14 protein-coding genes and 2 pseudogenes are annotated in these 16,516 nt (G+C 72.2%); 4 read left to right on the forward strand and 12 right to left on the reverse strand.

The features are described from left to right. Position 1: 1 nt before the first annotated feature. From kdpB to IE108_RS17420, 7 genes and pseudogenes are all read right to left on the reverse strand, one after another. Positions 2-2,149 carry a potassium-transporting ATPase subunit KdpB gene (kdpB, locus tag IE108_RS17395; RefSeq protein ID WP_189397689.1) on the reverse strand — a complete coding sequence of 716 codons (2,148 nt, stop codon included), beginning with the start codon at positions 2,147-2,149 and terminating at the stop codon, positions 2-4. Beyond that, positions 2,146-3,810: a potassium-transporting ATPase subunit KdpA gene (gene kdpA / locus IE108_RS17400; RefSeq protein WP_064728417.1), complete on the reverse strand. Its 1,665-nt coding sequence runs from the start codon at positions 3,808-3,810 to the stop codon at positions 2,146-2,148. The genes kdpB and kdpA overlap by 4 nt, the downstream gene beginning before the upstream one ends. A gap of 7 nt (positions 3,811-3,817) precedes the next feature. Further along, positions 3,818-3,907, reverse strand: coding sequence for a K(+)-transporting ATPase subunit F (kdpF, locus tag IE108_RS34685; RefSeq protein WP_018533641.1), 90 nt, complete (start codon positions 3,905-3,907; stop codon positions 3,818-3,820). A gap of 213 nt (positions 3,908-4,120) precedes the next feature. After that, positions 4,121-4,501, reverse strand: a pseudogene (locus tag IE108_RS17405) (amino acid permease); the annotation flags it as partial. Positions 4,502-5,175: 674 nt separating this feature from the next. Continuing rightward, positions 5,176-5,634: pseudogene (locus IE108_RS17410) on the reverse strand (GtrA domain-containing protein); the annotation flags it as partial. 168 nt (positions 5,635-5,802) lie between these two features. Next, complete coding sequence (locus tag IE108_RS17415) at positions 5,803-6,591, reverse strand: ABC transporter permease (RefSeq protein ID WP_064728419.1); 789 nt, start codon at positions 6,589-6,591, stop codon at positions 5,803-5,805. Continuing rightward, the gene (locus IE108_RS17420) at positions 6,588-7,601 is read right to left on the reverse strand and encodes an ATP-binding cassette domain-containing protein (RefSeq protein ID WP_079163545.1); all 1,014 of its coding nucleotides are present in this window, start codon (positions 7,599-7,601) and stop codon (positions 6,588-6,590) included. The genes IE108_RS17415 and IE108_RS17420 overlap by 4 nt, the downstream gene beginning before the upstream one ends. A gap of 307 nt (positions 7,602-7,908) precedes the next feature. Here IE108_RS17420 and IE108_RS17425 point away from each other — a divergent pair, with 307 nt between their 5' ends. Both IE108_RS17425 and IE108_RS17430 read left to right on the forward strand, forming a co-directional pair. Then, positions 7,909-8,316 carry a YciI family protein gene (locus tag IE108_RS17425; protein ID WP_064728421.1) on the forward strand — a complete coding sequence of 136 codons (408 nt, stop codon included), beginning with the start codon at positions 7,909-7,911 and terminating at the stop codon, positions 8,314-8,316. Positions 8,317-8,324: 8 nt separating this feature from the next. Beyond that, positions 8,325-9,512: an RNA polymerase sigma factor gene (locus IE108_RS17430; protein ID WP_064728422.1), complete on the forward strand. Its 1,188-nt coding sequence runs from the start codon at positions 8,325-8,327 to the stop codon at positions 9,510-9,512. Here the strand turns inward: IE108_RS17430 and IE108_RS17435 are convergent. Continuing rightward, entirely contained in the window at positions 9,448-11,007 is a 1,560-nt protein-coding gene (locus tag IE108_RS17435; protein WP_064731811.1) for an MFS transporter, read from the reverse strand. The genes IE108_RS17430 and IE108_RS17435 overlap by 65 nt on opposite strands. A 153-nt stretch (positions 11,008-11,160) precedes the next feature. Then, a complete protein-coding gene (locus tag IE108_RS17440) occupies positions 11,161-12,375 on the reverse strand; it encodes an MFS transporter (protein WP_064728423.1) in 1,215 nt (404 codons plus the stop codon). Between the two features lie 92 nt (positions 12,376-12,467). Between IE108_RS17440 and IE108_RS17445 the strand changes: the two genes are divergently transcribed. Together IE108_RS17445 and IE108_RS17450 are read left to right on the forward strand one after the other, a co-directional pair. After that, positions 12,468-13,466, forward strand: a complete 999-nt coding sequence (locus IE108_RS17445; RefSeq protein ID WP_064728424.1) for an ArsR/SmtB family transcription factor — start codon at positions 12,468-12,470, stop codon at positions 13,464-13,466. Between the two features lie 9 nt (positions 13,467-13,475). Next, positions 13,476-13,997 carry a glutathione peroxidase gene (locus IE108_RS17450; protein WP_064728425.1) on the forward strand — a complete coding sequence of 174 codons (522 nt, stop codon included), beginning with the start codon at positions 13,476-13,478 and terminating at the stop codon, positions 13,995-13,997. 86 nt (positions 13,998-14,083) lie between these two features. Here the strand turns inward: IE108_RS17450 and IE108_RS17455 are convergent, their stop codons facing one another. The 3 genes from IE108_RS17455 to IE108_RS17465 all read right to left on the reverse strand — a co-directional run bounded on the left by IE108_RS17455 (position 14,084) and on the right by IE108_RS17465 (position 16,369). Then, complete coding sequence (locus IE108_RS17455; protein WP_064728426.1) at positions 14,084-14,275, reverse strand: DUF397 domain-containing protein; 192 nt, start codon at positions 14,273-14,275, stop codon at positions 14,084-14,086. 174 nt (positions 14,276-14,449) lie between these two features. Then, positions 14,450-15,307 carry a helix-turn-helix domain-containing protein gene (locus IE108_RS17460; RefSeq protein WP_161342787.1) on the reverse strand — a complete coding sequence of 286 codons (858 nt, stop codon included), beginning with the start codon at positions 15,305-15,307 and terminating at the stop codon, positions 14,450-14,452. Between the two features lie 303 nt (positions 15,308-15,610). Beyond that, positions 15,611-16,369, reverse strand: coding sequence for a GOLPH3/VPS74 family protein (locus tag IE108_RS17465; RefSeq protein ID WP_064728428.1), 759 nt, complete (start codon positions 16,367-16,369; stop codon positions 15,611-15,613). Between the last annotated feature and the right edge of the window lie 147 nt (positions 16,370-16,516).

The raw sequence follows: 16,516 nt of genomic DNA on the forward strand, positions 1-16,516 counted from the left end.
GTCAGCCGATCCCGGGGATGAGGGAGATGAGCAGGTCGATGGCCTTGATGCCGAGGAAGGGGGCGATCAGCCCGCCGAGGCCGTAGACGGCGAGGTTGCGGCGGAGCAGCCGGTCGGCGCTGACCGGGCGGTAGCGCACGCCCTTGAGGGCGAGGGGCACCAGGGCCACGATGACCAGCGCGTTGAAGATCACCGCGGACAGGATCGCGGAGTCCGGGGAGGACAGCCCCATGATGTTGAGCTTGTCCAGGCCCGGGTAGACGGCCGCGAAGAGCGCCGGGATGATCGCGAAGTACTTGGCGACGTCGTTGGCGATGGAGAACGTCGTCAGGGCGCCGCGGGTGATGAGGAGTTGCTTGCCGATCTCGACGATCTCGATGAGCTTGGTCGGGTTGGAGTCGAGGTCGACCATGTTGCCGGCCTCCTTGGCGGCCGACGTGCCCGTGTTCATCGCGACGCCGACGTCGGCCTGCGCGAGGGCGGGCGCGTCGTTGGTGCCGTCGCCGGTCATCGCGACCAGCTTCCCGCCGGCCTGCTCCCGTTTGATCAGGGCCATCTTGTCCTCGGGGGTGGCCTCCGCGAGGAAGTCGTCGACGCCCGCCTCCTCGGCGATCGCCCTGGCCGTCAGCGGGTTGTCGCCGGTGATCATGACGGTCTTGATGCCCATGCGCCGCAGTTCCTCGAACCGCTCCCGCATGCCCTGCTTGACCACGTCCTTGAGGTGGATCACCCCGAGGACGCGGGCGCCGTCGCCGTCCTCCACGGCGACCAGCAGCGGGGTGCCGCCCGCCGCGGAGATGCGGTCGGCGGCCTCGCCGGCGCCCTCGGCGACCGTGCCGCCGCGCTCGCGGACCCAGGCGGTGACCGAACCGGCCGCGCCCTTGCGGACCTTGCGGCCGCCGACGTCCACGCCGGACATCCGGGTCTGGGCGGTGAACTCGATCCACTCGGCGCCCACCAGCTCGCCCCGGTCGCGTTCGCGCAGCCCGTACCGCTCCTTGGCGAGTACGACGACGGAGCGGCCCTCGGGGGTCTCGTCGGCCAGCGAGGAGAGCTGGGCGGCGTCCGCCAGCCGGGCCTCGGTGGCGTCGCCGACCGGCACGAACTCGGCGGCCTGCCGGTTGCCGAGCGTGATGGTGCCGGTCTTGTCCAGCAGCAGGGTGGAGACGTCGCCGGCTGCCTCGACGGCGCGGCCCGACATGGCGAGGACGTTGCGCTGCACGAGGCGGTCCATGCCCGCGATGCCGATCGCGGAGAGCAGGGCGCCGATGGTGGTCGGGATGAGGCAGACCAGCAGGGCCACCAGCACGACCATCGTCAGGTCGGTGCCCGCGTAGTCCGCGAGGGGCGGCAGGGTGGCGCAGGCGAGGAGGAAGACGACGGTCAGCGAGGCCAGCAGGATGTTCAGCGCGATCTCGTTCGGCGTCTTCTGCCGGGCCGCGCCCTCCACCAGGTTGATCATCCGGTCGATGAAGGTCTCCCCCGGCTTCGTCGTGATCCTGACGACGATCCGGTCGGAGAGCACCTTGGTGCCGCCGGTGACGGCGGACCGGTCGCCGCCGGACTCGCGGATCACGGGGGCGGACTCGCCGGTGATCGCCGACTCGTCGACGGAGGCGACGCCCTCGGCGACGTCGCCGTCACCGGGGATGACGTCGCCGGCCTCGCAGACCACGAGGTCGCCGACGCGCAGGCCGGTGCCGGGCACCCGCTCCTCGCGTCCGTCCACCAGGCGGCGGGCGACGGTGTCGGTCTTGGCCCGGCGCAGGGTGTCGGCCTGCGCCTTGCCGCGGCCCTCGGCGACGGCCTCCGCGAGGTTGGCGAAGAGCACGGTCAGCCAGAGCCAGGCGCTGATGGTCCAGCCGAACCAGTCGCCGGGGTCGGCGAAGGCGAACGCCGTGGTCAGGACGGAGCCCACCAGGACGACGAACATGACGGGCGACTTCACCATCACCCGCGGGTCCAGCTTGCGGAAGGCGTCGGGCAGCGACCTGAGGAGCTGCCCGGGGTCGAAGAGGCCCGCGCCCACACGGCCTTCCTGCGGTTTGTGCCCGGTGGGCGCGTCGCTGTGCGGCGCCCTGGTCGGGGTGGCTGTGGACATGGCGTCCTCGTGTTTCCGGGTGTCGGTCGTGCGCGTCTCGGTGTTCATGCCGCCAGCCCCTCGGCGAGCGGCCCCAGGGCGAGCGCGGGGAAGTAGGTCAGACCGGTGATGATCAGGATGGCGCCGACGAGCAGGCCGGCGAACAGCGGCTTCTCGGTGCGCAGGGTGCCGGCCGAGGCGGGTACGGGCTGCTGCCGGGCGAGGGAGCCCGCGAGCGCCAGGACGAACACCATCGGCAGGAAGCGGCCGAGCAGCATCGCCAGCCCCAGGGTGCTGTTGAACCACTGGGTGTCGGCGTTCAGGCCGGCGAAGGCGGAGCCGTTGTTGTTCGAGGCCGAGGTGTAGGCGTAGAGGATCTCGGAGAACCCGTGCGCCCCGCTGTTGGTCATCGAGGCGCCCGGGGTCGGCAGGGCCATGGCGGCGGCGGTGAGGACCAGCACCAGGGCGGGCGTGATGAGGATGTAGCAGGCGGCGAACTTGATCTCGCGGGTGCCGATCTTCTTGCCCAGGTACTCGGGCGTCCGACCGACCATCAGGCCGGCGATGAACACCGCGATGACGGCCATGATCAGCATGCCGTAGAGGCCGGAGCCGGTGCCGCCGGGCGCGATCTCGCCCAGCATCATGCCGAGCATGGTGATGCCGCCGCCGAGTCCGGTGTACGAGGAGTGGAAGGAGTCCACCGCGCCCGTGGAGGTGAGGGTGGTCGCCACCGCGAAGATCGACGAGGCGCCCACGCCGAAGCGGAGTTCCTTGCCCTCCATCGACGCGCCCGCGAGTTCCGGGGCGGGTCCGTGGTGGGCGAACTCGGTCCACATCATCAGGGCGGTGAAGCCGACCCAGATGGCGGCCATCGTGCCGAGGATCGCGTAGCCCTGGCGGACCGAGCCGACCATGAGGCCGAAGGTCCGGGTCAGCGAGAACGGGATGAGCAGGATCAGGAAGATCTCGAAGAGGTTCGAGAAGGGCGTCGGGTTCTCGAAGGGGTGGGCGGAGTTGGCGTTGAAGTAGCCGCCGCCGTTGGTGCCCAGCTCCTTGATGGCCTCCTGGGAGGCGACGGCGCCGCCGTTCCACTGCTGCGGGTCGCCGAGGAACTGGCCGACCTGGTGGATGCCGGAGAAGTTCTGAATGACCCCGCAGGCGACCAGGACGACCGCCGCGAGGGCCGCTATGGGCACCAGTACGCGGACGACGCCGCGCACCAGGTCCGCCCAGAAGTTGCCCAGTTCGCCGGTGCGGGATCGGGCGAAGCCGCGTACCAGGGCGACGGCGACGGCCATGCCGACGGCGGCGGAGACGAAGTTCTGCACGGCGAGACCGGCGGTCTGCACGACGTGGCCCATGGCCTGTTCGCCGTAGTACGACTGCCAGTTGGTGTTGGTCACGAAGGACACGGCGGTGTTGAACGCCTGGTCCGGGTCGATCGACGCGAAGCCGAGGGAGCCGGGCAGCACGCCCTGGAGCCGCTGGAGCAGGTAGAGGAAGAGGACGCCGGCGAGGGAGAAGGCGAGGACGCCGCGCAGGTACGCGGGCCAGCGCATCTCCCGGTCGGGGTCGGCACCGATGCCCTTGTAGATCCACTTCTCGACGCGCCAGTGCTTGTCGGAGGTGTAGACCCGGGCCATGTGGTTGCCGAGGGGTATGTAGGCGAGCGCCAGCGCCGCGATGAGGGCGAGCAGCTGGAGGACGCCGGCGAGGACGGGGCTCATGTGGTGCTCAGAACCTCTCCGGGTAGATCAGGGCGAGGACGAGGTAACCCAGGAGGGCGACGGCCACGACCAGGCCGACGATGTTCTCGGCGGTCACAGCTTCGTCACCCCCTTGGCGACGAGGGCCACCAGCGCGAACACCGCGATCGTGGTGACGACGAAGGCCACGTCGGCCATCGCAACTCCTAAGAGGTTCGGGCAGGGAACTGACAAGTCGAGGAAAACCCCTCCTCGACCGTTTCCGGCCACCGTTGATGGCTTCCATACGGCCGCCCGAACGCCTTTGACGCATCCCTGACGGGGAGCGGCCGGGGAGCCGTCCGACGCCCAGCCGCTCGCCGATCCGGGCGTAGGCGCGCCGGACGGCCTCGAAGGCGAGGACCAGCAGCGGCAGCGCGATCACGACGAGCCGGGCGCCGTCCTGGAACCTGGTCGCGGTGACGACGACGGCGGACACGCCGGCGAGCAGGGCGCCGGTGCCGTTGAGGGCGGTCCTCGCGCGCCATCGGGCGCCGCGCTCCCGGCACCAGTGCACGACCATGCCGGCCTGGGCGAGGGTCAAGTCGACGAAGACCCCGATGGCGAACAGCGGCACCAAGGTGTTGGTGTCGCCGCCGGAGAGCACCGGCAGCACGGCGGAGACGGCGGCCGGCGTGAGCACGCCGTGCCGGTGGGCCTGCCGGCCGGCCTCAGATCGCCGCCTTCCCGGACGGCGGCGGCTCGTACGCAGGGGTTCCGTCAGGAGGCGTCAGGAGGGGCGCGGGGCGGCGGTGCCGGTGCCTACCTTCAGCGGCATGGGACGCCGCGACGACGCGCGGGGGTCGGCACGTTCGCGGCCGGCCGCCGGTACGGCATACGACACCCGCTGGGCCGGGGAGCTGCGCGGCGCGGTCCGCTGCGCCGCGGCCCTGCCGGTCGCGCTCCAGCTGCTTGACCTGGCGGCGGGCACCACCGCCCGGCCCGCTCGGTGCTGTGGGCGGCGCTCGGCCTCCTGCTGTTCGCCGTGCTCTGCCCGTGCCGGGTCACGACGGGCCGGGGCCGGCCGGCCGCGCGTGGGCTGCTGCGCGAGCACTTGGTGCGCACCGACCGGCTGGTGTCGGTGCGCTGCGTGGACGGCGTCTCGCAGCGCCTGGTCCTGCGGGACGCCTTCGGCGGGCGGGTGGAGCTGGACCCGGCGACGCTCGTCGCCAACCCGCCGCTCCGGTACCGGCCGGCCGAGGACACCCGGCTCTCGGTGGCCTCCGGGTCGCTGACCCGCGGCGGGGCGGCGCTGGGCCGGCTCGCCAAGCGCGTCGACCGCGAGACCGCCCGGGCGGTGTTCGAGGTGTCGGGGCTGGACTGAGCCGGTCCGGCGTCCCCGGTACGGCCGCCGTCCGCGGGGCGGGTACGGCCGCGGGCGAAGACGACGAGGCGCAGTACGGCGAAGCGCGCGACGCCGGCGAGGGCGGAGGCGGACAGGTAGACGACCTGTTCCAGGACCGCGCCGGGGGCCGCCGCCAGCTGGTGCAGGGCGGCCATCGCCACGCAGGTCACGGCGTACGCGGCCGCCGCCGACCCGGCCGACTGGGTGTGCTGGCGCCAGGTCGCGCGCCCGCCGGCGCCGAAGGTGAAGCGGGCGTGCAGCTCGGTGGCGAGCAGCGTGGAGACCACCGTGACCAGGGCGTTGGCCAGGGCCCAGGGGAGCCGGGCGGCGAGGGCGGCCACCGCGATGCTGGAGGCCAGCCCCACGCCGCCGCCGAGGGCGACGAACCGGGCGAAGGCGGCGAGGGCGCCCGGCGCCTCCTGCTGCCGGCCGTGCGCTCTGTCCGCGGTCACCTTCTCCATGATTCTTCCCCCCTGCCGATGGCCTGCACTGTGATGACACCACTATGGCACACATATGATGCCATCGCTAGCGCTTTTTGGCGTCCAGGTGCCGCCAAAAAGGCGGCGCACCCCGACTCGGTGTCGGGGTGCGCCGCCTTGGGCCGCCGGCCGGGAGCCGGTCCGGTGCTATCGCGGGTCGCGGTCGAAGACCGACTTCGACCAGAAGTAGCCGAGCACGGTGAGCGCCAGGCACCAGACGAGGGCGAGCCATCCGTTGTGGCCGATCTCGGTGCCGAGGAGCAGGCCGCGCAGGGTCTCGATGGCCGGGGTGAAGGGCTGGTACTCGGCGATCGGCTGGAACCAGCCGGGCATCGCGTCGATCGGCACGAAGGTGCTGGAGATGAGCGGGAGGAAGATCAGCGGCAGCGCGTTGTTGCTGGCGGCCTCGGCGTTGGGGCTGATCAGACCCATGCCCACGGCGATCCAGGTGAGGGCGGTGGCGAACAGGACGAGCAGCCCGAACGCGGCCAGCCACTCCAGGGCCGTGGCGTCGGTGGAGCGGAAGCCGATCGCGACGGCGACGACCCCCACGAACACGACGCTGAGGACGGACTGGAGAACGCTGCCGATGACGTGTCCGATGAGCACCGAGCCGCGGTGGATGGCCATGGTGCGGAAGCGGGCGATGACGCCTTCGCTCATGTCGTTGGAGACGGAGACGGCGGTGCCGATCGTGGTGCTGCCGATCGTCATGAGGATCAGACCGGGGACGAGGTAGGCGACGTAGGCGTCGCGGTCCGCGCCGGCACCCATTCCCGCGCTCATGGTGTCGCCGAAGATGTAGACGAAGAGCAGGAGCAGCATCACGGGGGTGAGCAGCAGGTTGAGGGTGAGGGAGGGGTAGCGCCGGGCGTGGAGGAGGTTCCGGCGGAGCATGGTGGTCGAGTCGCGGACGGCGAGGGACAGGGTGCTCATCGGACGGTCTCCTTGGACTGGTCGGCCTGGGCGGGGACGGCGGTGGAGCCGGTGAGGGCGAAGAAGACGTCGTCGAGGTCGGGGGTGTGGACGGTCAGTTCGTCGGCCTCGATACCGGCGGCGTCCAGTCGGTCGAGGACCGCGCGCAGTTCGCGCTGGGTGCCGTCGTTGGGGATCTGGAGGGTGAGGGCCTCGTCGTCGCGGGCGGCGTCGGCGAGGGCGTCGGTTGCGGCGCGGTAGGCGGCGGGGTCGGTGAAGCGGAGGCGGACGTGACCGCCGGGGACGAGGCGCTTGAGTTCGTCGGCGCTGCCCTCGGCGACGATGCGGCCGCCGTTGAGCACGGCGATGCGGTCGGCGAGTTCGTCGGCCTCCTCCAGGTACTGCGTGGTGAGGAAGACCGTGGTGCCGCCGGTGACGAGCTGGCGGATGATCCTCCACATGTTGTGGCGGGAGCGCGGGTCGAGGCCGGTGGTGGGCTCGTCGAGGAAGATGATCCGCGGGCCGCCCACCAGGGTCATGGCGATGTCCAGACGCCGCTTCATACCCCCGGAGTAGGTCGAGGCGGGCTTCTTCGCGGCCTCCACCAGGTCGAAGCGCTCCAGGAGTTCGGCGGCGACCCGCTGCCCCTCCGCCTTGGACAGGTGGTTCAGGTCGGCCATCAGGAGCATGTTCTCCTCGCCGGTGATCAGACCGTCCACCGCGGAGAACTGGCCGGTGACACCGATCGCGGCACGCACCGACTGCGCCTGGGTGGCGAGATCGTGACCGCCGACCCGGGCCTCTCCGCCGTCGGCGGTGATCAGGGTCGAGAGGATCTTGACCACGGTGGTCTTGCCCGCCCCGTTCGGACCGAGCAGCGCGAAGACCGATCCGGCCGGGATCCGCAGGTCGATGCCGTCCAGGACGACCTTGTCACCGAAGGACTTGCGCAGACCGACGGCGGAGATCGCGGCCGGCGCGGGCCCCCCTGCGGCACCGCGGCCGGATGTGGGCATGACAGCAGAAGGCATGGGGCCCTCCCTTTCGGAGGAGTGAGCGGCTGGGGACGAAAGTGCGGTGCGTTCCGACGCCCCGCTGACGTCGTGACGTCATCATGGCACCACAATGGCGCCATACGCAAGAGAGATGATGGCGCCTACTGGTGCCACATGGCGTCACTCCGCGCCAGAGCGGCGACACCGCAGGTCAGAGGGGCGGCGGACGGCGCCGAAAAAATCTCCGGGAAATCCGGCCCGCGATGTCGAGAACCCCCGTGCCGCTCCGTCCCAGGGGTGCACGCGGCCACAATGGACCGCACCAGCACCGAGGAGACGCATCATGGCCAAGTACCTGCTGCTCAAGCACTACCGAGGCGCCCCGGCCGCGGTCAACGACGTACCGATGGACCAGTGGACGCCGCAGGAGATCTCGGCGCACATGCAGTACATGCGGGACTTCGCGGACCGCCTGGAGAAGACCGGCGAGTTCGTCGACGGCCAGGCGCTCGCCCCCGAGGGCACCTTCGTCCGGTACGACGGAGAGGGCCGCCCCCCGGTCACCGACGGCCCGTTCGCCGAGACCAAGGACCTCATCGCCGGCTGGATGATCATCGACGTCGACACCTACGAGCGCGCCGTCGAGCTGGCCGGCGAGCTGTCGGCGGCCCCGGGCGCGGGCGGCAGGCCGATCCACGAGTGGCTGGAGCTGCGTCCGTTCCTGGCCGAGCCGCCCACCGTCACGGAGTGACCCCGCGCATGGACGAGGTCCTGCTGAGGAGCCTCACCCCGAGCGTGCTCGGTGTCCTCGTCCGCCGCGGAGCCGACTTCGCGGCGGCCGAGGACGCCGTCCAGGACGCCCTGGTGGAGGCGGTCAGGACCTGGCCCGAGGACCCGCCCCGGGATCCGAAGGGGTGGCTGGTCGCGGTGGCCTGGCGGCGGTTCCTCGACGCGGTCCGGTCCGACACCGCGCGCCGACGCCGGGAGGACCGGGTGGACGAGGAGCCGCCGCCCGGCCCGGCGCCGTCCGCGGACGACACCCTCCAGCTCTACTTCCTGTGCGCCCACCCCTCGTTGACCCCGTCGTCGGCGGTCGCGCTCACCCTGCGCGCCGTCGGCGGGCTCACCACCCGGCAGATCGCCCGCGCCTACCTGGTGCCGGAGGCGACCATGGCGCAGCGCATCAGCCGCGCCAAACGCACCGTCTCCGGCGCCCGGTTCGACCGGCCCGGTGATGTCGCGACCGTGCTGCGGGTGCTGTACCTGGTGTTCAACGAGGGCTACTCGGGCGACGTCGACCTGGCCGCCGAGGCCATCCGGCTCACCCGGCAGCTGGCCGCCGCCGTCGACCATCCGGAGGTGGCGGGGCTGCTGGCGCTGATGCTGCTCCACCACGCCCGGCGCGCCGCGCGGACCGCCCCGGACGGCGCCCTGGTGCCGCTCGCCGAGCAGGACCGCGGCCGGTGGGACACCGCGACGATCGCCGAGGGCGTGGCGATCCTCCAGGCCGCGCTGGCCCGCGACCGGCTGGGCGAGTTCCAGGCCCAGGCGGCCGTCGCGGCCCTGCACGCCGACGCGCCGACCGCCGAGGAGACGGACTGGGTGCAGATCGTGGAGTGGTACGACGAGCTGGCCGGCCTGACGGACAGCCCGGTGGTGCGGCTCAACCGCGCGGTGGCCGTCGGGGAGGCCGACGGACCGCGGGCCGGCCTGGCGGCACTGGCCGCCGTGGACCCCGCGCTCCCCCGGCACACCGCGGCGGCGGCCTACCTCCACGAGCGCGACGGCGACCCCAAGACGGCGGCCCGGCTGTACGCGGAGGCGGCGCGCAAGGCGTCCAACCTCGCCGAGCGCGACCACCTCACCCGGCAGGCGGCCCGCCTCAACGCCCATCGCCCTCCCGGGGAGCGGCCCAGGACGGACGGCCCGCGTCCTCGGCCGGACTGACGTCGGGCGCCCGGCCGCCGGGGTGCCGCAGGGCGCAGAAGTACCCGATGGCGAGGACGACCGCCATGCCGTAGAAGACCCACTGGTTGGCCTCGGCGAAGTCGAGGCGTACGGCGGACATGGCGTCCCGCGTCGCGGTGGCGACGGGGCCGTCGCCGGTGGGCACCCGGGCGTCCGCGTTGCCGGTGACCGTCTCGGTGATCCGCCGGGCCACGGAGCGCTCGGTGTCCGGCGCCACGCCCCGCTCGCGCAGGGTCTGTTCGACGTTGTCGGTCATGGTGTGGGTCAGCATGGTGCCGAAGACGGCGAGGCCGACGCTGGCCGCGTAGTTGCGGACGGTCTGCGTGATGCCGGTGACCTCGCCGTACGAGGCGTCGATGGCGCGGTTGACGGCGTCCGTGGAGGCGGGGGCGAGGATGAAGCCGATGCCCGCGCCGGCCAGGGCGACGTAGGGCCACTGGTCGTGCATCGAGAGGTCCGTCAGCTTCCCCGCCCACAGCGCGAAGCCGACGGCGCCGAGCGCGCAGCCGAGGCGCAGCGCCGGACGGGCCCCGCGTTTGTCGAGGATGCGCCCGCCCCACTGGGAGGCGATGGCGAACCCGGCGAAGAAGTACAGCAGGTACAGCGCGGCCTGGTTGGGCGAGGCGCTCAGCGAGACCTGGGCGTAGACCGAGGCGAAGAAGAACACCGGGACGAACGCGAGCATCGCGAAGAACAGCACCAGCGCGTCCACGGTGAACGCCCGGTCGCGGAAGACCGCGAGGTTGATCAGGGGGCGGCCGGGGGCGCGGAGTTCGTAGCGGCAGAAGACGTACAGGATAGCGAGGCCGCCCACGATGCAGGCCCAGGTCGCCACGGAGTCCCAGCCCCAGGCCGCCGACTGCTGGAAGCCGAGCACGCTCAGGCCCATGCCGACGACGATCAGCGCGGCACCCTTCACGTCCAGGGTCTCCTGACGCCTGCGGTCGGGGATGCGGGCGAGCGCCGTCAGGACCAGCGCGACGATGGCGACCGGGACGTTGACCCAGAAGATCGACCGCCAGGTCCAGGCCGTCAGCCAGCCGCCGAGCAGCGGTCCGATGGCGGTGAGGGCACCGGTGACACCGAAGAAGAGGGCGAGCGCGCGCCCCCGGCGGGCGACCGGGAACACGGCGACGACCACGGCCAGCGCGGCCGGGAAGAGCAGCGCGGCGCCCAGGCCCTGGGTGGTCCGGAAGATGATCAGCCAGGTCAGCGCCCAGTCCCCGGTGGGTACGCAGCCGCACAGCACCGACGAGATGACGAAGATCAGGGTGCCCGCCACCACGACCCGCCGCGGACCCCACAGGTCGGCCAGCCGGCCGCCGAGGGCGAAGAAGGCGGCCAGCGAGAGCAGGTAGGCGTTGATCACCCACTGCATGCCGGTGGTGGACAGGCCGAGTTCGGAGACGATGTCGGGAGCCGCGATCGACACGATGGTCTGGTCGATGAAGGTCATCGCCACCGCGAACATCATCGCGGCCAGGGCCAGCGACTGGGAGGCGACGCGACCGGCACCGAGCGCGTCCGGGTCCCGCTCCGTGTGCGTTCCGCTCACCCGGTCAGTCTGCGCCGGGCCCGCCGACCGCGCACCCGGAGCCCGGCGCGGCCGGGGTCGTCGGGGTGGTCCTCAGGCCGCCCGCGCCACCCGCCTGGGCAGCAGTCCCCCGTCCGTCGCGCCGCGCCGGCTCGCCGCCGTCAGCGCGAGGGTCGCGGTGAGGGAGCCGGCCGCCATCGCGGTCATCGCCGTCGCCGGGGAGGTGAACTGGGCGACCGTGCCGGCCAGGGTGGCGGAGAGGCCCTGCAGGGTGAGCATCCCGGCGGAGTGCAGTCCGAGGACGTGCCCGGAGAGTTCGTCGGGGGTGAGGGCGACCAGGCGCTCCTGCTGGACCAGGCTCGCGCCGAAGCCGACGGAGGCGAGCGCGACCAGTACGGCGGTCAGCGGGAGCGGCGGGCGCAGGAAGAGGACCAGGTAGGGCGCGGCCAGCAGCGCCAGCAGCGGGACGCCGAACCGGGGTCGCAGCCGGGCCGGGAGCAGCCGGCCGACCGTCACGTCGCCCGCGAACATGCCCAGCGCGGCGCAGGCGAACAGGGTGCCGGCCGCGCGGGGGTCGTAGGAGACGTAGAGCGACTCGCAGCCGACGACGAGGCCGTTGGGGATCCACAGGGCCAGCAGCACGTGGCGGCGCGGACGGGCGGACCAGAGCAGGGCGTTGGCGTGCCAGGTGGCGCGCACGGAGGGGCGGCCGGCGGCGCGCGGCGGGCGGTGGGGTAGCCGCAGGGCGAGGGCGGCAGCGGCGGCGTACAGTCCGGCCGCGAGCAGCAGGCACAGGCGCGGGGACAGCAGGGTGACCAGGACGCCGCCGGCCGCGTATCCGGCGATCTGCATGAGGCCGCTCATCATGTTGAAGAGCGAACGCCCCGTCAGGTAGCGGTCCTTGGTGAGGATCTCGGTCAGCAGTCCCCAGCGGACGCCGCCGCCGAGGGAGGCGATCAGTCCCTCGGCGAGGACGATGGCGAGCATCGCCCAGACGGGCAGGCCGGGCAGCGCGAGGGCAGCGGTGGCGGCGGCGAAGGCCAGGGAGAGCGCCGCCAGCGTGGTGCGCGGGGCGAGCCGGTCGGCGCCGGAGAGGAAGAGGGTGGCGCCCAGCACCTGGGCCAGCGCCGGACCGAACATGCTCAGCGCGGACAGCAGCGGCGATCCGGTGGCCCGGAACACCAGGGTGGCGAGCGCCAGTCCGCTCACCGTCTGGGCGGCGATGTTGGCCGAGGAGGAGAGGAAGAGGGGGCTGAATTCCGGGGTGCGGAAGAGGTCCGCGTAGCTCGTGCGGCGGGTGTCCGGCATGCGGGGAGTCTGGGCCGCCGCGGGGACCGGACGTTACTCTTTCGCGCCCGTGCGAAAGGTCGAAGGCGGGAACCGTCGGCGGGAGGGGCCGTATGGGCTGGTGGCAGATCAACGCCGACACCCTCGCGCGCAGCCGTTTCGTCGTCTCGCCCCTGGCCGAGACCTTCGCGTGCCTGAAGCTGCTGCACGCGGGAGTGGCCGCGCACCCGGGCGAACGGGCCTGGCTCGACGCCCGGCTGCCCGCCTACCGGCGCCGGCTCGCGGACGATCCGGTGACGGGGCTGCTGGTCCGTTCGGGCGTCGGCCGGGAGTGGATCGCCGACTTCCTCACGCCCGCCCCGCGCGAGGGCGAGACCTTCGAGGAGGGCGTCGCACGCGTCCGGGCGGCCAGCCCCGCCGCGGCCCGCGCCGACCTGGCCGTGTCCCTCGGGGGTGTGCTGCCCCCCGCCCTGGACCGGGACGATCTGCCCGAACGCGCCGCCGCGCTGCTGGAGGACGTCTGGGCGGAGGCCGTACGGCCCGACTGGGAGCGGCGCCGCCGTGTCCTGGAGGCGGATGTCGTCGCCCGGACCGCGTGGGTCGGCCGGGGCGGCTGGGCGGCGGTGCTCGACGCGCTGCGGCCCGGCACCCGCTGGCTCGGCGACAGCCGCCTCCAGATCAACCTGAACCCGTACCCGCCGCGCGACCTGTCCGGGGCCGAGCTGGCCCTCGTGCCCATCACCCCGCAGCGGCAGGGCTGGGTGGCGTGGGAGGAACCGGAGCGGTACGCGGTGGTCTACCCGTGCACGGGTGCCCTCGCGGACGACGGTGCGCGGGCCGTCCCCGCGGCGCTCGGCGCGCTGCTCGGCCCGGCCCGCGCGGGTGTGCTGGTCCTGCTGGGCTCCCCGATGAGCACCAGCCAGCTGGTGGGGGTGACCGGACAGGCCCTCGGCTCGGTCGGACGGCACCTGCGGATCCTGCTGGACGCCGGCCTGGTGGAGCGGCGCCGGGCGGGGCGGTCGGTGCTGTACTCACGGACGGCGGCCGGGGAGGTGCTGGTCGAGGCGGCGACCGGGGAGGCGGCCGGGGGGCCCTTCACCGGGCGGAGCTAGCATCCGCTCATGACGACCTCAGAGAACGCGCGCAGCAGCGAAGGCCTCCCCCTCGACGTCGGGATCGACGCCCTCCAGGGCGGGTCCGCCGACCTCTCCCAGTACGCGGGCCGGGTGGTGCTGGTGGTGAACGTGGCCTCCAAGTGCGGGCTCACGCCGCAGTACGCCGGTCTGGAGCGGCTGCACGAGCGGTACGCGGACCAGGGCTTCACCGTCCTAGGCGTGCCCTGCAACCAGTTCATGGGCCAAGAGCCCGGCAGCTCGGAGGAGATCGCCGAGTTCTGCTCGGCGACGTACGGCGTCACCTTCCCGATGACCGCGAAGGTCGACGTCAACGGCGAGGACCGCCACCCGCTCTACGACCGCCTGACCGGCTTCGCCGACGCCGAGGGGCACAGCGGGGACATCCGCTGGAACTTCGAGAAGTTCCTGATCGGACGGGACGGCAAGGTGGCCGCCCGGTTCGCGCCGCAGACCGAGCCGGAGTCCCCCGAAGTGGTGTCGGCCCTGGAGACCCGCCTGGCGGGCTGAGGTGCGACGGGACAGGGCCCTCTCGGCAAGGTCGGCGAACTGGTCGAGAGGGCTCCGTCTTCGGCGGGGCCGGGTGGGGCGTGGGGCTAGTTCTTGACCGAGCCCACGAACGCGTTCCACGCGTCGGCGGGGAAGGCGAGGACCGGGCCCTCCTGCACCTTGGAGTCACGGACGGAGAGTGCCGCCACGACCGGTGACCGGACCTCGACGCACGCGCCGTTCCCTCCGGAGTAGGAGGACTTGGTCCACGATTCCTGGGCGCCCTGAAGAATTGCCATGTCTGCTCCGATGGCGAGTGCTGAGTGCGGTTTACGCCAATGACGTGTGATCTTTGGCGTGATCGACGCTACTCGCTGACCTCCCCGTACGGAGCAGCCATTCACCCGACCGGATGGCATATTCCAGGTGAGTCTTCCAGTACCACCAGTCCGGGGTGTACCATCCGCCCCTCCTCAGCGCGCGTACTCCTTGGCGACGTCCTCGATGAGCTGGCGGGACTGCTCCACGTTGAGGGCCTGCGCCCGCAGATGCTCGTACATCACGGTGTACTTCTGCACGTCCAGCGCCTTCTCCAGGTACAGGTCGCTGGTCACGCCCTCGATGTAGACGACGCTGGAGTCGGCCGCGTCGGCGAACTCCAGGATCGAGTACTGGCCGTTGATGCCGGGGTGCGCGCCGACGTCGAACGGCAGCACCTGCACGGTGATGTGCGGCAGCTGCGACATCTCCGCGACGTGCTCCAACTGCTCCCGCATGACCTGCTTTCCGCCGACCACGCGACGCAGGCTGGCCTCGTCGAGGACCACCCACAGGCGCAGCGGGTTGTTCTCGGCGGAGATGCGCTCCTGACGCCTTATCCGGACCTGCACCCGCTTCTCGATGTCGGCGACCGACGTCTCGGGCAGCGCGCCCTGGATCAGCGCCTCGGCGTACGCCCGGGTCTGCAACAGCCCGGTGATGATCTGCGGTTCGTAGGTCCGCAGCGACTCCGCGTCGGTCTCCAGGCCGATGTAGACGCTGTACGGGATGTCCCCGAACGCGTGCCACCAGCCCTGCTGGCGCGAGTCCTTGGCCATCTGCATCAGCGAGTCGACGATCCGCTGGTCCTCGACCTCGTAGACCCCGCACAGGTCGCGGACGTCCCGCTGGCTGATGCTGCGCCGCCCGTTCTCGAGGCGGCTGATCTTCGACTGCGAGACCAGCAGCCGCTCCGCCACCTCCTCGGCCGTCATGCCCTTGAGCTCGCGGAGCCGGCGCAGCTCCTGGCCCAGCCGACGCCGCCTTACGGTGGGATTGACACTCGACGCCACGGGACGTGCACCTCCGGCTGCGTGACTCATACTTGCCACTTTGCGTATCTGCTGCTGAGCAGACTGCCACCAAGGTGCTTTCTACCGCTGGGAAACGGTCTATATGCGCCGCGTACACGCCAGTTCGGGACGACACCCGTGCACATGGCCGCGCGGGGCGGCGGGCCGTGCCGCCGTCCGGGCGTGCCGGACGTGCGGTCGGTCCCGCCGCCCCGCGCGGACCTGCGGCTCCCGTGACCGGGCTCGGGGACTGGTGGTGCGGCGGTGCGGTACTGCGGGTGCGTCACTGCGGTGCGGTGCGGCTCAGTGGGCCACCGCACGCGCCATCGATCCGTGGCGCGGTTGCGCCGGAACGCCGTGGGCGGGTTCCGGGGCGGGCCTGCCGCCCGGTCCGGCGGCCTGGCGGCCGGCCGGGGCCGGAGCGCGGCGCTGCTGCGCCCCCGCGCCGTTCTGGACGTCCATCACCGCGTGCGCCACCAGGCCGCCCATGGGGTCGTGCCGGATGAGGTCCCGCAGGCGGGACCGCGACGAGCGTCCTTCGTTGCCCGGGTAGAGGTGCTTGCCGAGACCGACCGCGTGGGCCAGCGCGGCGAGCGCGGCGGTCCGCGGGTCCGGCGGGACGCCGGTGCGGATCGCCGAGTCCAGCCGGGCCTTGATCTCCCGGCTGATCGCCGTGTCGGTCGCCTGGTAGCGAGTCGTCGGCAGCACCCCGCACATCTGGCCCTCCACGGCATGCACCATGCCGCATCGCTCCAGATGCGAGAGGTAGGTCTGGCGCAGCCCCAGCCGGGGTCCGCCAATCCAGTTGACCGCCCGTACGGGAGCGCCACGCCTTCGCAGCAACTCCAACGCGCAGTCCAGTGTTGGATCTCCTGTCGGCCGTGGTGCCACCACGGCGATACGATCCCCGTCTGGGGCTATCCGTCCGGCCAGCGCCAGCTCGACGAGCTGTGCTCCGGCCAGACCGAGGTCGAGCGACTGCGGCTGTGCGGTGGTACCCGTGGTCGGGTCCAGCGCCAGCAGCAGAAGCTCCTCCGGAAGTGTTCTGCGGCTCCTGCCCATCCATGCCTCCCCGCGTGGATGACAGACAGGGTGACCCCTCTCACATTGGTCTGTCGAGGGTGCGTGACCGGTTCGTAGTGGAACCAGTAGGTATGTCGTTCTCGTCTACCGCGTGGGTTCCCCCCGTACACAGGACACTGGTACATG

The organism is Streptomyces parvulus (assembly GCF_014648855.1).
Taxonomy (GTDB): Bacteria; Actinomycetota; Actinomycetes; order Streptomycetales; family Streptomycetaceae; genus Streptomyces; species Streptomyces parvulus.

Coding starts and splice junctions, on each gene's coding strand:
- IE108_RS17440 (WP_064728423.1), bottom strand. CDS start 12,375: ATGCCGGACACCCGCCGCACGAGCTACGCGGACCTCTTCCGCACCCCG.
- kdpB (WP_189397689.1), bottom strand. CDS start 2,149: ATGAACACCGAGACGCGCACGACCGACACCCGGAAACACGAGGACGCC.
- IE108_RS17465 (WP_064728428.1), bottom strand. CDS start 16,369: ATGGGCAGGAGCCGCAGAACACTTCCGGAGGAGCTTCTGCTGCTGGCG.
- IE108_RS17455 (WP_064728426.1), bottom strand. CDS start 14,275: ATGGCAATTCTTCAGGGCGCCCAGGAATCGTGGACCAAGTCCTCCTAC.
- IE108_RS17430 (WP_064728422.1), top strand. CDS start 8,325: ATGGACGAGGTCCTGCTGAGGAGCCTCACCCCGAGCGTGCTCGGTGTC.
- IE108_RS17425 (WP_064728421.1), top strand. CDS start 7,909: ATGGCCAAGTACCTGCTGCTCAAGCACTACCGAGGCGCCCCGGCCGCG.
- kdpA (WP_064728417.1), bottom strand. CDS start 3,810: ATGAGCCCCGTCCTCGCCGGCGTCCTCCAGCTGCTCGCCCTCATCGCG.
- IE108_RS17435 (WP_064731811.1), bottom strand. CDS start 11,007: ATGATGTTCGCGGTGGCGATGACCTTCATCGACCAGACCATCGTGTCG.
- IE108_RS17450 (WP_064728425.1), top strand. CDS start 13,476: ATGACGACCTCAGAGAACGCGCGCAGCAGCGAAGGCCTCCCCCTCGAC.
- IE108_RS17415 (WP_064728419.1), bottom strand. CDS start 6,591: ATGAGCACCCTGTCCCTCGCCGTCCGCGACTCGACCACCATGCTCCGC.
- IE108_RS17445 (WP_064728424.1), top strand. CDS start 12,468: ATGGGCTGGTGGCAGATCAACGCCGACACCCTCGCGCGCAGCCGTTTC.
- IE108_RS17420 (WP_079163545.1), bottom strand. CDS start 7,601: ATGCCTTCTGCTGTCATGCCCACATCCGGCCGCGGTGCCGCAGGGGGG.